A 14,850-nucleotide genomic window follows, 5' to 3' on the forward strand; every position below is an offset into this window, starting at 1 on the left:
GTCGCCGGCGCCGTGGTGCTGGGCTGTTGCGCCGGCTGGGCGCTGGTCTCCGCGGCGGGGCTCGCGGTCGGCTCGGCCGCCGGGGCCGCCGCGGCGCTCGGGGTGCTGCTGTGTTCCCTGGCCGCGGGCCGGGTGCGCCGCCGGCTGCCGGCGCTGGCCGCCCTGGTGGTGGTCGCGGTCGGCGCGGTGGGCGCCGTCTGGGCGGCGGCCGACGACGCCCTGCCGCCCGGGCTGGGGGGCCCGCTGGAGGGGCAGCTCGCCCCGGACCGGATCGCGCTGTGGCACGACGCGCTGGCGCTCGCGGCGGAGGAGCCGGTGCGGGGCGCGGGCCCCGACCGGTTCGGCGAGCTGAGTCCGGCCGTGGCACAGGGCGCGGCGCCGGACGGCAAGCCGCACTCGGCGCCGCTGCAGATGGCGGCCGAGCAGGGGCTGCCCGGCGTGGTGCTGCTGGGCGCCGTCTTCGGCTGGCTGCTGCTCGCGCTGTACCGGTCCCCGCGCCCGGCCCCGGTGGTGCTGGCGGCGGGCGCCGCGCTCACGGCGCTGGCCGTCCTGGCGAGCGTGAGCAACGCGCTGAGCTTCAACCAGGTCACCATGGGCGCCGGTCTGCTGGCGGGTCTGGCGACGGCCCGGCGGCTGCCGTAGCGGCGCGCCGACGGCCCGCACGACCCCGCGACTCGGCGGCCCGGCGCCCCGGCGCCCGTCAGCCGGCCCGGACGGCGCCGGCCCCGGCCAGCAGGCGGCCCTCGGCGTAGGACCGGGCGGGGCGGGTCAGCTCGGCGGGCCGACCGCTGAGGAGGACGGTGAGGCCGCCGGTGGGGGCCGCCTGCGGGTCCGGTTCCACGCCGATCCGGCGCAGCGCCTGGGCGGCGACCGCCGCGGCCGAGCCGTACAGGACGGGCTCGGGGGCCCGCGGGGAGCGGACGGCGGCGCGGATGCGCTCGCCGACCAGTTCGTAGTGGGTGCAGCCGAGCACCACCGCCCGCACCCCCGGCGGGGTGAGGGCGGCGGCCGCGGCGACGGCGGCGCCGACGGCCGTCTCGTCCCCGCTCTCCACCGCGTCGGCCAGTCCGTGGCAGGGCACCTCGGTGATCGCCGCGCCGTTGCCGAACTCCTCGATCAGGCGGCGCTGGTAGGGGCTGCCGGTGGTGGCGGGGGTGGCCCAGACGGCGACGGGCCCGCCGGTGGCGGCGGCCGGTTTGACCGCGGGGACGGTGCCGACGACCGGCAGTCCGGGTTCCAGCTCGGCGCGCAGCACGGGCAGGGCGTGGACGGAGGCGGTGTTGCAGGCGACGATCAGCGCGTCGGGGTTCAGTTCCGCCGCCGCCCGCGCACAGGCCAGGGCGCGGGCGGTGATGTCGTCGGCGGTCCGCGGTCCCCAGGGCATGCCGTCGGGGTCGGAGGACAGGACGAGGTCGGCGTCGGGTCTGGCGCGCCGTACCGCGGCGGCGGCGGCCAGCAGCCCGATCCCGGAGTCCACAAGCGCGATCTTCACGGGGACCAGCGTACGGGCCCGGTCCGGACGCGCCGCCCACCGGAGGCGGGGCCGGGCGGTACGGGCGGGGGCGGTGCGGCCGGGGTCACTTGCGGCCGGGTGTCCACTGCATGCCCCAGCCGTAGGCGTAGTCCACCGTCCGCTGCGGGCTCACCCCCCGTTCGGGCACCAGGTAGCGCGCCTCACGCTGGACGACGAGGTCGCCGCCGTGGTTGGTGATCAGGGCCAGGGCGCAGACGGTCGAGGGGATGGTGCACTCGTCGAGGGAGAAGTCGACGGGCGCGCCGTGCTGCGGCGTGAGCGTCACCGTGGCGTTGAGGCCCGCGAAGCTGCGGGCGCCCTCGTAGATCGTGACGAAGATCAGGATGCGCCGGAAGGCGTCCTTGTGGTCGAGGTTGACGGTGAGGTTCTCGCCGGTCTCGACGGCGCCGGTGCGGTCGTCGCCGTCGAGGTGGATGTACGGCGGCCGGTGGAGGGAGCCGAAGGCGTTGCCGAGCGCCTGGACGACGCCCTTGCTCCCGTCGCCGAGTTCGTACAGGGCGCACAGGTCCAGGTCGAGGTCGGAGTGCAGGGCCATGGCCCGGCCGAGCTTGCTGCCCCAGCCCGTGAACTGCTTGCGCACCCGCCAGTTGAGGTTGACCCGCATCGTGCCGGAGGTGCCGCCCTGCTTGGTGAGGGAGACCGTGGGCGCCTCCTTGGTCAGCGTGACCTTGGTCAGCCGCACCGGCTGCGGTGGCGCGGCCGGGGCGGGGGCGGGCCGCGGCGCGGCAGGGGTGGAGGCGGGGGCGGGGGTGGAGGCGGGGGCGGGCTGCGGGTCGTCGACCGTGATGCCGAAGTCGGTGGCGAGACCGGCCAGCCCGCTGTCGTAGCCCTGGCCGACGGCCCGGAACTTCCAGGTGCCCTGACGCCGGTACAGCTCGCCGAGCACGAAGGCCGTCTCCACGGTGGCGTCCCGGCTGTCGAACCGGGCGAGCTCGGCCCCGCCGCGGGCGTCGACCACCCGCACGTACAGCCCCGGCACCCGGCCGAAGGTGCCGCCGTCCGCGGAGGCCGCGATGACCACCGTCTCCACGGCGGGCTCCACCCGGGCCAGGTCCACGGCCAGGGTGTCGGTCACGGTGCCGCCCGCGGAACGCTTGCCCTCGTGGCGCACGGCGCCGGAGGCGTGCCGGGCCTGGTTGTAGAAGACGAAGTCGCCGTCCGAGCGGACCTTTCCGGAGACGAGCAGCAGCGCCGAGGCGTCCACGTCCGGCACTCCCGGCCCGCCGCGCCATCCCACCTCGACCCGGACCGCCTCCGCCGGGACCGGGACGTTGGTGCCCTTGAGCATGGTCATGCTTTCCCCTCCGATGGCCGGGCCGTCACGCGCCCGTCGCGTTCCGCACGGCCGTCGACCTGCCGTCAACCTATTGCACCCGGCCGCGCCGTACGGGTCACCGCGGGAAGTCGGGCTTTTCCAAGGCTTGACCGGAACGGGATGGGCGTTTTCTTCGTCTTTGGCCACAACGGTGGTCCATAACCCCGGAGACCCCGTCAAATGACCTTCTTATCGCTCTCCCCAACCAGCACATCGTGGGCTTAACTTATGAGTATGACGTCCCCCCGCAGCACCTACGGTGGTGGCTACTACTCCACCCCGTCCTTCGCTGACACCCCGATCTACGACAGCCTGGTCGCCGAGCGGGGTAGGCCTCAGATCGCCCCCATCCGCGTTCCGGCGGCCCCGTACGACACCTCGGACCACCTGCCCGCCCTCCCGGCCGCACTGCCCGCCCTGCCCTCCGGGACCTCCTACCCGTCGCAGCCGGCGCAGCAGCGGAACTACCCGGCTCCGGCCTACCAGCAGCCCGCGCCCGCCCAGCAGCCCGCGCCGCTGCAGCAGGCGCCCGCGCCGTACATCCCGCAGCAGGCCGCCGCACCGCGCGGCCACGGCTACGGCTACCCGAACCAGCCGCAGCCGCAGATGCGTCCGGTCGCCGCCCCGCGTCCGGCGCCGCCGCGGCAGATGCCCGCCCCCGCGCCGGCCCCCGCCCCGCACCCCGGTGCGTACGAGGAGCCGTACGGCCACCCGTACCAGGGGCGTGGTTACTGACCGATCCGCTGTCGGACCCGGGTGACAGGATGGGCGCATGACCACGCCCAGGCTGGCCGCGCTCCACCTGTACCCGGTGAAATCGCTCGCGGGTGTCGGGACCACCCGTGCCGTCGTGGAGCCATGGGGACTGTCGGGCGACCGGCGCTGGATGGTGACCGGTCCGGACGGCACGCTGTTCACCCAGCGCGCGCATCCGCGCATGGCGCAGGCCGCCGCCGAGCCGCTGCCCGGCGGCGGCCTCCGGCTGTCCGCTCCCGGGATGCGGCCGCTGACCGTCGAGGTGCCGGATCCGGCCGCCGGGACGACCGTGGCGCGGATGTGGCACACCGAGGTCGAGGTGGTGGAGGCGGCGGCCGAGGCCTGCGCCTGGTTCACGGCGTACCTGGGCACCGACGCGCGGCTGGTGCACCTCGACGCGCCCGAGCGGCGGCGGCCGGTCGACCCGGAGTACGGCCGCCCCGGCGAGACGGTCAACCTCGCCGACGAACTCCCCCTGCTGCTGACCACGGTGTCGTCCCTGGAGGCCCTCAACCTGCTGGTGGCCCAGGGCGACCACCCGGACGAGGGTCCCCTCCCGATGGACCGCTTCCGGCCCAACGTGGTCGTCGGGGGCACCCCGCCCTGGTCCGAGGACGGCTGGCGCCGGGTCCGGATCGGCGAGGTGTCCTTCCGGGTCGCCCGGCCCTGCGGCCGCTGCGTGATCACCACCACGGACCAGGCCACGGCCGAGCGGGGCAAGGAGCCGCTGCGCACCCTGGCCCGGCACCGCCGTTTCGGGGACCGACTGGTCTTCGGGCAGAAACTCGTCCCCGAGCACACCGGCGTCCTGCGGACGGGCGACCTCTTCGAGGTCCTGGAGTGAGCTGACGGGGTGCCGCGGGAAGTGGTGCGGCGGGAGGCCGGTGAGGGGCCCGCACGCGTCGGGCGCCCCGCCGGCCGCCGTCCGCCCTGCTCGCCGTCAAGCAGGCCGCACGGTCCGCCGCACCACTCCGGATCGTCCGGGAGCGGGACGCCGCTCCACGCCCCGCTCCCAGGTGTTGCACACTGCCCGGGAGGGCAGCCCTCCCGGTGCCCGACGGCCACGGGGTCATCGACCCGGGCCGGGCCCGGGCGCCGCCGGACGACCGGGGGCCTTTCCGGAGAACGTCCCCGCGGAAAAGGGCGGAGGCCCCGGCACGCCGGCCGCCGGAGGGCGGCCGGACGACGGTGCACCGGAGACGTTAGGTGACGGCACGTTGCGCGGACGTTGCACCCGGGGCGGCCGGGGCGCCGGGGGCGTCCGGGGCGAGTCCCCAGGCGCTGCGCAGGGCCCGCAGCCGGGCGGCGGGCACCGCCCGGGCGCCGGGGGGCAGCGCGCCGACCAGCGCCTCCCACGCCTGCAGGTCGTCCTCGCCCCAGGGGGTGCGCACCCAGGCGTCCAGCAGCGCCGGATCACGGCGGGCGAGCAGGGCCTGCCGCAGCCGGTCCTCCAGCAGCCGCCGCAGCCGCACGACGCCGGGGGCCTCCGACATCGGCAGCAGGGGCCCGCGGTAGGCGGCCAGCGCGGCGGGCAGGTCGCCGGCGTCCAGGGCGTCGGCGACGGTGTCGTGGTCGGTGCGCACCCGGGCGGTCAGGCGGTACGGGCGGGAGGCCAGCAGGGGGCCCAGCAGCCGGCGCAGCCGGGAGAGTTCGGCGCGCAGGGTGACGGGGTTGACGTCGCGTTCGCCGTACAGCTCCAGGGCGAGCCGGTTGCCGGTGAGCCCGTCGGGGTGGGCGGCGAGCAGCAGCAGGATCTCGCTGTGCCGCCGCCCCAGCCGCAGCGCCGCGCCCGGGCCGGTGTGGAGCAGCGCCTCGTCGCGGCCCAGCACCGCCAGGAGGCACGTGGCGGCGGCCGGGACGAGGGAGGCGAGGTGGGCCTCGGCCGCGCGGGCGGTGGCCTGGACGAGGGCGAGGCTGTGCGGGGAGGCGAGGTGGTCGCCGCCGGTGATGTCCACGGCGCCCAGCAGGCGGCGGGTGCGCGGGTCGTGGATCGGGGCGGCGGCGCAGGTCCACGGCTGGACGGGGCGGCAGTAGTGCTCGGCGGCGAAGATCTGCACGGCGTGGTCGACGGCGAGGGCGGTGCCGGGGGCGTTGGTGCCGATGTACGGCTCGGCCCAGCGGGCGCCGGGCACGAAGTTCATCGCCTCGGCGCGCCGCCTCACCTGCGGGTGGCCCTCGACCCACAGCATCCGGCCGTGCTCGTCGCACACCGACAGCAGGTGGGCGCCGTCCTCGGCGATGGCGCCCAGCAGTTCCCGGAACAGCGGCATGACCCGGGCCAGGGGGTGCGCCTCGCGGTACTCGGTGAGCTCGGCCCCGTCGAGTTCGACGAGGGCCACGCTGTCCGGCTCGACCGACGCCCTGGCCGAACGGCGCCAGGAGTCGGCGATCACGTCCCGGACGGACGCGCCGATCGCCCCCTCGGTCAGGAACGCCTCGTGGGCGCGGCGTACCGCTCCGGTCCGCTCGGCCGGGTCCGCGCCCGCCTCCAGTGCCAGCCATGGATTGAGCACGCGGCCATCGTGGTGCCGGGAGCGGCGCCGCGGCAACGGGGAAACGGGGCGGTGTGTCGCACGGGGGCGCGCGGAGCCGCGCGCGGTGCCGGAGCGCCACCGGACGGGCGAGGGGACGGGCGCCGGACGGACGCGGCCGCGGCGGTACGGGTGTGATCCCCCGCGGTGCGGGGACACGGGCCCGGGAGGGCCCCCGCCCGCACACAGCCCGCACACACCGCCCGCCCACCGCAAGGCCGCCGACCCGAGCCGCGGCAGGAGGTCCGATGGAGACGCACCACCCGCTCACCGACCGCGAGTGCGCGGAACTGGACGCGCACTGGCGCGCGCTGAACTACCTGGCCGCGGGTCAGCTCTACCTCCGGGACAACCCGCTGCTGCGCGAGGAGTTGCGGCCCGAGCACATCAAACCGCGGCTGCTGGGCCACTGGGGCACCTGTCCGGGCCTCGCCCTCGTCTACACCCACCTGAACCGGGTGATCCGCGCCCGCGACCTGGACGTGCTGTGCGTCTGGGGGCCGGGCCACGGCGCGCCCGCCGTGCTGGCCGGGAGCTGGCTGGAGGGCACGTTCGGGGAGCTGTGGCCGGACGTGGGCCGGGACGAGGCCGGGATGGCGCGGCTGTTCGCCGAGTTCTCCTTCCCCGGCGGCCTGCCCAGCCACACCGCGCCGGTGGTGCCCGGCTCGATCCAGGAGGGCGGCGAGCTGGGCTACTCCCTGGCGCACGCGTACGGGGCCGCCTTCGACAACCCCGGCCTGCTGGTCGCCTGCGTCATCGGCGACGGCGAGGCCGAGACCGGTCCGCTGGCGGCCTCCTGGCACGCCAACAAGTTCCTGGACCCGGTGCACGACGGGGCGGTGCTCCCCGTGCTCCACCTCAACGGCTACAAGATCGCCAACCCGACCGTCCTCTCCCGGCTCCCCCGGGAGGAGCTGGACGCGCTGCTGCGCGGCTACGGGCACGACCCGCTGTACGTGACCGCCGCTCCCGGCACACCGCCCGAGCAGGCGCACCGCGCCCTGGCCGCCGCCCTGGACGAGGCGCTGGAGAGGATCGCCGCGCTCCGGCGGGCGGCCCGCGAGGAGGGCGCGGCCGCCCGGCCGCGCTGGCCGGCGATCGTCCTGCGCACCCCCAAGGGCTGGACCGGCCCGCACGAGGTGGACGGCGCCCCGGTGGAGGACACCTGGCGCTCCCACCAGATCCCCCTGGCGCAGGTGCGGGAGAACCCCGCGCACCTGCGCCAGTTGGAGCGGTGGCTGCGCTCGTACCGGCCCGGGGAGCTCTTCGACGGCTCCGGCCGCCCCCGCCCCGGGGTGCTGGCCTGCGTACCGCGCGGACGGCGGCGGCTGGGGGCCGTCCCGTACGCCGACGGCGGGCGGCTGCGGCGCTCCCTGCCCCTGCCCGACCCGGCGTCCTTCGCGGTGCCGGTGGAGAAGCCGGGCGCGTCCTCGCACGAGCCGACACGGGTGCTGGGCGGGCTGCTGCGCCGGCTCGTCGAGGCCACCGAGCGGCGGCGGGACTTCCGCCTGATGGCCCCCGACGAGGCCGAGTCCAACCACCTGCAGGAGGTGTTCGCCGCCACCTCCCGCGCCTGGCAGGGCGCCGTGCTGGAGACGGACCGGAACCTGGGACGGCACGGCCGGGTGATGGAGGTGCTCTCCGAGCACCTGTGCGAGGGCTGGCTGGAGGGCTACACGCTCACCGGACGGCACGGCCTCCTCGCCTCCTACGAGGGGTTCGCGCCCGTCGTCGCCAGCATGGTCACCCAGCACGCCAAGTGGCTGCAGAGCGCCCGTGAGGTGCCCTGGCGGGCCGCGGTCCCGAGCCTCAACCTGCTGCTGACCTCGCACGTGTGGCGCCAGGACCACAACGGCTTCTCGCACCAGGACCCGGGCTTCGTCGACCACGTGCTCAACAAGAGCCCGGACGTGGTGCGCGTCTACCTCCCGCCGGACACCAACACCCTGCTGTACACGGCCGACCACGTCCTGCGGACGACGGACGTGGTGAACGTGGTCGTCGCGGGCAAGCAGCCCTGCTTCGACTGGCTCGGGCCCGAGGAGGCCCGCGCCCACTGCGCGCGCGGCGTCGGCATCTGGGAGTGGGCCGGGACCGAGCGGCCGGGCGGGGAGCCGGACGTGGTGCTGGCCTGCGCCGGGGACGTGCCCGCGCAGGAGGTGCTGGCGGCGGCCTCGCTGCTGCGCGACCGCCTGCCGGAGCTGGCCGTGCGCGTGGTGAACGTCGTGGACCTCACCCGGCTGATCCCGCGCTCGCGGCACCCCCACGGGCTGCCGGAGGCGGAGTTCGACGCGGTCTTCACCCGCGACCGGCCGGTGGTCTTCGCCTACCACGGCTATCCGTGGCTGGTCCACCGGCTCGCCTACCGCCACACCGGCCACGACCGGCTGCACGTGCGCGGCTACCGGGAGAGCGGGGCGACCACCACCCCGTTCGACATGGTGCTCCGCAACGACATGGACCGCTACCGGCTGGTCATGGACGTCATCGACCGGGTGCCGGGCCTGGCGGTGCGGGCGGCGGGCCTGCGCCAGCGGATGCAGGACGTGCGCAACCGGCACCGGTCCTGGGTCCGCGAGCACGGCACCGACCTGCCCGAGGTCACCGAGTGGACCTGGCCCGGCTGACGGGGTCCGGCCGGGCCTGACGGGGCCTCACGGAGGCCTCACGGGGGCCGTGCCGGGCGCGCGGAGCCGGCGGGGCGCGGAGCCGTGCGGCGGGCTCCCGGGCGCCGTGCCGCGCGGGCCGGACCACTGGGCGGGTGACCGGGGGTGCCACTAATCTCGTCGCAGAAGAGGACGCGATGTTTCCGGGCACCGCACTCAACCCCGGACCCGCGATATCGCTCTCTCTTCCTGTGCGCCCGTCCTCTTCCGCAGAACCGTGGACGGGTGGTGACCAGCAGGGAGAAATGGGGGTGAGCGATCGTGAGATCGATCGCCGGGCTGTGGCGCTGGCGGGGCAACCCGCTGTGCCGGAGCACCGACCGCGCGGAGGGGTGGCTGGCGCTGGCCGCCGTGCTGCTGACCGTCCTGGCCGTGCCCGCCGTCGCGGTGTGGGGCGGCCGGGCCGCGCACGGGGCGCTGATGGAGATCGTCCGCGAACAGCACCGGCAGCGGCACCAGGTGTGGGCGACGGTGGCCGAGACCGCGCCGCCGCCGGCCGCCGACCCCGAGCCCGGGTCCGGCCGCCGGGTGGCCGCCACCTGGACGGCGGTCGACGGGCGCACCCACTCGGGCACGGTCACCACCGACCGCGCGGCCGAGTCCGGGGACCGGCTGCGCGTGTGGACCGACGCCCGCGGCGAGCTCGCCCCGCGCCCGATGGACGCGGCCACCGCCTCCTCGCACGCCGCCCTGGCCGGGATCGGGGCCGCGCTCGTCGCGGCCGGGCTGGTGGAGGTCCTGCGGCGGCTGGCCGTACGGCGCCTGATGGACCGTCGGTACGCGCGCTGGGAGGAGGAGTGGGCCCGGGTGGGCCCCGACTGGGGACGCGCCGGACGGGCGAACTGACGCGATCCCTCCCGTACCGGCCGTCGCGGGCGGTGGACCGGTCATCCCATCGGTCCGGCACGCGCTACGGTGGTGCATCCAGTAGGCGGCAACGCGGTCGACGTTCGCACGAGGTTTGGGGCTAGGCGGTTCATGGCACAGGGCTCGGTCCAGGTGACGCACACCGGCACGTCGCGGTGGCGGCGGCGCACAGGGGACTACGCCACCCTCTCCGACGCCCTCCAGGCCGCGGGGGACGGCGACATCCTCACCGTCGCCCCCGGCACCTACCGCGAGAACCTGGTGATCGAACGGGCCGTCACCCTGCGCGGTCCGGAGCGCTCCGACGGCGGCTCGGTGCGGATCGCCCCGGCCGACGGGGTCGCGCTGACCGTGCGCGCCGCGGCGGTCGTACGGGACCTCCAGCTCGAGGGGCAGGACGCGGCGGCGCCCGCGCTGCTGGTCGAGGACTGCACCGCCGAGCTGACCGGGCTGCGGGTGGTGACGCGTTCGGCGGCCGGCATCGAGGTGCGGGCCGGGGCGCGTCCGACCCTGCGCCGCTGCACGGTGGACAACCCGGCCGGGCTCGGCATCAGCGTCAGCGGCGGCGCGGGCGGGCTGTTCGAGGAGTGCGAGGTGGTCGCCGCCGGGCAGTCCGGGATCGCGGTGCACGACGGCGCCCACCCCCGCCTGGAGCGCTGCCGCGTCCACCACGCCTCGGGCGCCGGGCTGTCGCTGACCGGCGAGGGCAGCGCGGTGGAGGCCGTGGGCTGCGAGGTGTACGAGATCAAGGGCGCCGGGGTGCAGGTCGCCTCCCGGGCCACCGGGCACCTCGCCGACTGCCGGGTGCACCGCACCTCGGCCGACGGCGTCACCCTCGACACCGACGCGGTGCTCACCCTCGCCGACTGCGAGATCCACGACATCCCGGAGAACGCCGTCGACCTGCGGTCGCGCTCGGTGCTGACGCTGACCCGCACCACGGTGCGCCGCTTCGGCCGCAACGGGCTGTCGGTGTGGGACCCGGGCACCCGGGTGGACGCCAACGGGTGCGAGATCCACGAGAGCACGGGCGACTACCCGGCGGTGTGGGTGAGCGACGGCGCCTGTGCGGTGCTGGACTCCTGCCGGGTGCACGACGTCCCCGACGCGCTGTTCGTCCTGGACCGGGGCTCGCGGGCCGACGTCCTCGACAGCGACCTGACGCAGGTCCGCAACACGGCGGTGTCGGTGAGCGACGGCGGGACCGTCCAGCTCGACGACTGCCGCATCCGGGAGGCCACCACCGGCGCCTGGTTCCGCGACCACGGCAGCGGCGGCACGCTGGCGAACTGCACGATCGACGCGACGGGGACGGGCGTGATCGTCACCAAGGGCGCCGACCCGGACGTCGAGCGCTGCACCGTGACCGACTCCCTGGAGGCGGGTTTCTACGTCTCCGCCGAGGGCCGCGGCACCTTCACCGGCTGCCGGGTGACCGGCTCCCAGGGCTACGGCTTCCATGTGATCGACGGCTGCCGGGCGACGCTGCGCCGCTGCCGCACCGAGCGCTGCGCGCGCGGCGGGTACGAATTCGCCGACGGCGGCGCCGCCCCGGGCCAGACGGGCCCCGTGGTGGAGGACTGCACCAGCGACCAGAGCGCCGCGCCGGTCGCCCCCGCGCCCGACCCCGTCCGGGCCCCGGCCGTCCAGACCGCCGGCCTGCTCGGCGGCATACCCCAGCAGTCGGCCGCCCCGGCGCCCGCCGCCGGTCCCGCGCCCGCCGCCGACCGGGAGTCCGCCAAGGCCGCGCGGCCGCCGAAGGAGGTGCTGGGCGAACTCGACGCGCTGGTGGGCCTGGAGAGCGTCAAGCGGGAGGTGCGGGCCCTCACCGACATGATCGAGGTGGGCCGCAGGCGCCAGGAGGCCGGTCTCAAGGCGGCCTCCGTGCGCAGGCACCTGGTGTTCACCGGCTCCCCCGGCACCGGCAAGACCACGGTCGCCCGGCTCTACGGGGAGATCCTGCACTCCCTGGGGGTGCTGGAGCGCGGCCACCTGGTCGAGGTCTCCCGGGTGGACCTGGTCGGCGAGCACATCGGTTCGACGGCGATCCGCACCCAGGAGGCGTTCGACCGGGCGCGCGGCGGGGTGCTGTTCATCGACGAGGCGTACGCCCTGTCCCCCGAGGACTCCGGGCGGGACTTCGGCCGGGAGGCGATCGACACCCTGGTGAAGCTGATGGAGGACCACCGGGACGAGGTGGTCGTCATCGTCGCGGGCTACACCGCGGAGATGCAGCGCTTCCTGGAGGTCAACCCGGGTGTGGCCTCGCGCTTCTCACGGACCATCACCTTCGGCGACTACACGCCCGAGGAGCTGCTGCGGATCGTGGAGCAGCAGGCGGAGGAGCACGAGTACCACCTCGCCGAGGGGACGGCCGAGGCGCTGCTGAAGTACTTCACGGAGCTGCCCAAGGGGCCGACGTTCGGCAACGGCCGCACCGCGCGGCAGACCTTCGAGGCCATGGTCGAGCGGCACGCCGGCCGGGTCGCCCAGCTCGACGACCCGGACACCGACGACCTGACCCTGCTCCACCCCGAGGACCTGCCCGAACTCCCGCGGTCCTAGCGGGACTCGGCGGCGGGCCGCCCGGACCGTCCGGACCGTTCGGACTCCCCGTACCGGCCGGGCCCGCCCGGCTGGGCCGGTACGGGGGGCGGCCCGGCCGCCGCGGCCAGCCGGTCCAGCAGCGCCGCGCGTTCGGCGGCGAAGGCGGGGTCGGCCTGGTAGTCGCCGTGTCCGAGGATCGGCGCGGGCAGCGGATGCTCGGGGGTGCGGCCGTACTCCAGCGGGTCCTTCAGCGGCTCGCGGTCCACCGGATCGCAGTCGTCGCCGCCGTCCTCGGTGCCGTCCTCGATCCTCACCGGGCCGCCGATCGGGTCGGTGAGCCGCCACAGGTTCCGCCAGCAGTCCACCTCCCGGCGCAGCGCGCGCAGCGGGCCGGGACCGAAGCAGGCGGGGAACCAGCGCCCGTAGAGCCGTTCCAGCGGGGAGCCGTAGGTGAGCAGCGCGACCCGCTTGCGGGTGGCCGGATCGAGCTGCCAGACGGCGGCCGCGGCCAGCACGCTGCCCTGGGAGTGGCCGGAGATCACCAGGCGTCCCCCGGTGCGTTCGGTCCAGGTGCACATCCGCCAGGTCAGATCCGGTACCGCGCGCTCGGCGTAGCAGGGCGGGGCGAAGGGGTGGGCGGCGCGCGGCCAGAAGGTGCCCACGTCCCACAGGATGCCGATGGTGCGGCGGGCCGCGGCGTCGCGGTAGGCGCGGCGGCCCGTGGCCACCAGCAGCACCACCAGCGCGCCCATCAGCCAGGAGCCGAGCGCCTGGACCGTCTCGGCCAGCGCGGGCAGCGGCCCCGGCCAGGCGCTCGCGGCCGGTCCGGGCGGTGCTCCGGTCAGCGCGGCGCCCGCCAGGGCGCCGCCGCCCAGCAGCAGCGTGGCGAAGGCGACGGAGGCGACCAGGGCGGGCGCGGAGTCGGTCAGCCGCGCCCAGGCGACGGCGCGGGCGATCTGCCGGCTGCGGGAGTCCAGCTCGCGCGGCGCGCCCTCGTAGAGGCGGACGACCCGCGGGGTGAGCCGCCGGCGCTCCCGCCACACGCGCACCGCGGCGATCAGCACGAAGGCGATCACGACCAGCAGCAGCACGGGGATCACGGAGGCCTGCCAGTTCAGCAGCACCGGCGGCCCGGCGACGGCGCCTCCGGCCGCGCCCGGGGAGCCGCCCCTGTCCAGCCAGTCCGCCACCCGCTGGGCCACCCCTCCGGTGAGCACCCCGCCGAGCGCGCACGCCAGCAGCGCCACCGCCGCCCCGCCGAGGCCGCCCATGGCGCACCGCCCCCCGCACGTCCCGGGCGGCATGGCCCGGTGCAGGACGTACGCGGCCACGGCGAGGGCCGCCACCAGCACGCCCTGCAGGAGCACGAGCCAGGCGAACGCGCCGGTGCCGGGCAGCCGGGCGGAGGAGGACCAGTCCGGGCGGTACCAGGCGGTGTGCACGGCGACCAGCGCCAGCACGCCCAGCGCGGCGCACGGCAGGACCTTCGACGCCCAGCGGTCGATCCGCTCGTCCGGCTCCGCCTCGGTGCGGCCCCTGCGGACCGTGACCACCACGACCGCCGCCCAGCCCGCCGCGACGGCGGCCGTCAGCGTCCAGCCCAGGACCTCCAGCGCCGCGCTCCCGCCGGGCCGGTGGTCGTACCGGGCGGTGGCGGTCAGCAGCGCGGCGGCCACCGTCAGCAGCCCGGCGGCGGTGTGGGCGGCGCGCAGCCGGGACACCAGGCGGCGGCCGTACCAGAAGCCCGGCAGGGACAGCGCGGGCCGTTCGCCGCCGGGGACCGGCTGGGACGGGCCCGGCGGGCGCGGGGGCGGCGAGGCGGACTCGTAGGCGCTCCAGGTGCGGTGCGACAGCCACCACAGCAGCGCGGTGAGCGCGACCGGCGGCAGCGCGGCGAGGACGAGGCGGCGGCCGGGCAGCGCCCACCAGCCGCCGGTGAGCGGCCCGAGCCAGGACTTGTCCTCCGCGCAGCGCTCGGAGGCCGCGCACTGCCAGGCCAGGAGGTCGAGCGTCACCTCGCAGGCGGCGGCGGTGAGCAGCACGGTCAAGGAGAGCGCCACCAGGCGGACCAGGACGTCGTAGACCCGCTGGGCGGGATGCCGGGCGGGGGCGGCGGGCCGCATCCAGTGGGCGAGGTTGGCGACCATGAACGGCAGCAGGAGCAGCCACAGGGCGCGGGCGCTGTTGCCGGAGGTGAGGTTGGACCAGCAGTACGCCTCGGGGATCGGCCGCCGCCGGGCGAGGTCCGCGGACGGGTCCCCGCGGCTCTCCCCGAAGCGCTCCTCGGCGTCCGCGTCGTCGGTGCGGCGGTGGATGCCCGCGGTGCCGTCGCCGGTGATCCGCACCGTGCGCGGGTCGCCGAGCATCTCCTGCGGCGTGGTGCCGCCGACGCCGTGCACGAGCAGTTCCAGCGCCGGCGCGCGATGTGCCTCCGCCGGCGGTCCCGGACGGTCCTCGGACATGGTGTGGCCCCCGATCCGCGTGCTTCCCCCGTCTTTCCGGCGTCTCCAGGATGGTGGCTGGAGCGGCCCGGCGCAGCCCCGACGGGCGTACGGGCGCGTCACAATCGTGCTGCGGACGGCGCCCGGAGCCCGTGGGCGGCGCGTGGAAGGATGGATGCCGAACAGATGCCCG

Annotated in this window: 10 protein-coding genes; 6 read left to right on the forward strand and 4 right to left on the reverse strand. The window is 76.4% G+C overall.

Annotated features, from left to right (window positions below):
* The coding region (locus VE546_RS09460; RefSeq protein WP_324920617.1) for an O-antigen ligase family protein at positions 1 to 642 on the forward strand (642 nt) is incomplete at its 5' end.
* 58 nt (positions 643 to 700) lie between these two features.
* Here VE546_RS09460 and VE546_RS09465 read toward each other — a convergent pair.
* Positions 701 to 1,492 carry a glutamate racemase gene (locus tag VE546_RS09465; protein ID WP_324920619.1) on the reverse strand — a complete coding sequence of 264 codons (792 nt, stop codon included), beginning with the start codon at positions 1,490 to 1,492 and terminating at the stop codon, positions 701 to 703.
* 85 nt (positions 1,493 to 1,577) lie between these two features.
* Complete coding sequence (locus VE546_RS09470; RefSeq protein ID WP_324920621.1) at positions 1,578 to 2,828, reverse strand: TerD family protein; 1,251 nt, start codon at positions 2,826 to 2,828, stop codon at positions 1,578 to 1,580.
* A gap of 255 nt (positions 2,829 to 3,083) precedes the next feature.
* On the opposite strand from VE546_RS09470, the gene VE546_RS09475 reads away from it, so the two are divergent.
* Both VE546_RS09475 and VE546_RS09480 read left to right on the forward strand, forming a co-directional pair.
* Positions 3,084 to 3,584: a DUF6643 family protein gene (locus VE546_RS09475; protein WP_324920622.1), complete on the forward strand. Its 501-nt coding sequence runs from the start codon at positions 3,084 to 3,086 to the stop codon at positions 3,582 to 3,584.
* A gap of 37 nt (positions 3,585 to 3,621) precedes the next feature.
* Positions 3,622 to 4,449, forward strand: coding sequence for an MOSC domain-containing protein (locus VE546_RS09480; RefSeq protein ID WP_324920624.1), 828 nt, complete (start codon positions 3,622 to 3,624; stop codon positions 4,447 to 4,449).
* 358 nt (positions 4,450 to 4,807) lie between these two features.
* On the opposite strand, the gene VE546_RS09485 is transcribed toward VE546_RS09480, so the two are convergent.
* On the reverse strand, positions 4,808 to 6,118 hold the full coding sequence (locus tag VE546_RS09485; RefSeq protein ID WP_324920626.1) for a GAF domain-containing protein: 1,311 nt from the start codon (positions 6,116 to 6,118) through the stop codon (positions 4,808 to 4,810).
* Between the two features lie 266 nt (positions 6,119 to 6,384).
* Between VE546_RS09485 and VE546_RS09490 the strand changes: the two genes are divergently transcribed.
* From VE546_RS09490 to VE546_RS09500, 3 genes are all read left to right on the forward strand, one after another.
* A complete protein-coding gene (locus tag VE546_RS09490; protein ID WP_324920628.1) occupies positions 6,385 to 8,763 on the forward strand; it encodes a phosphoketolase family protein in 2,379 nt (792 codons plus the stop codon).
* A gap of 300 nt (positions 8,764 to 9,063) precedes the next feature.
* Complete coding sequence (locus VE546_RS09495; protein WP_324920630.1) at positions 9,064 to 9,648, forward strand: hypothetical protein; 585 nt, start codon at positions 9,064 to 9,066, stop codon at positions 9,646 to 9,648.
* A gap of 132 nt (positions 9,649 to 9,780) precedes the next feature.
* On the forward strand, positions 9,781 to 12,234 hold the full coding sequence (locus VE546_RS09500) for a right-handed parallel beta-helix repeat-containing protein (RefSeq protein WP_324920632.1): 2,454 nt from the start codon (positions 9,781 to 9,783) through the stop codon (positions 12,232 to 12,234).
* Here VE546_RS09500 and VE546_RS09505 read toward each other — a convergent pair.
* Positions 12,231 to 14,678, reverse strand: coding sequence for a hypothetical protein (locus tag VE546_RS09505; RefSeq protein WP_324920634.1), 2,448 nt, complete (start codon positions 14,676 to 14,678; stop codon positions 12,231 to 12,233). The two genes, VE546_RS09500 and VE546_RS09505, sit on opposite strands and share 4 nt — an antisense overlap.
* Between the last annotated feature and the right edge of the window lie 172 nt (positions 14,679 to 14,850).

Origin of the sequence: Streptomyces sp. (assembly GCF_035644915.1) — a bacterium.
Classification (GTDB): domain Bacteria; phylum Actinomycetota; class Actinomycetes; order Streptomycetales; family Streptomycetaceae; genus Streptomyces.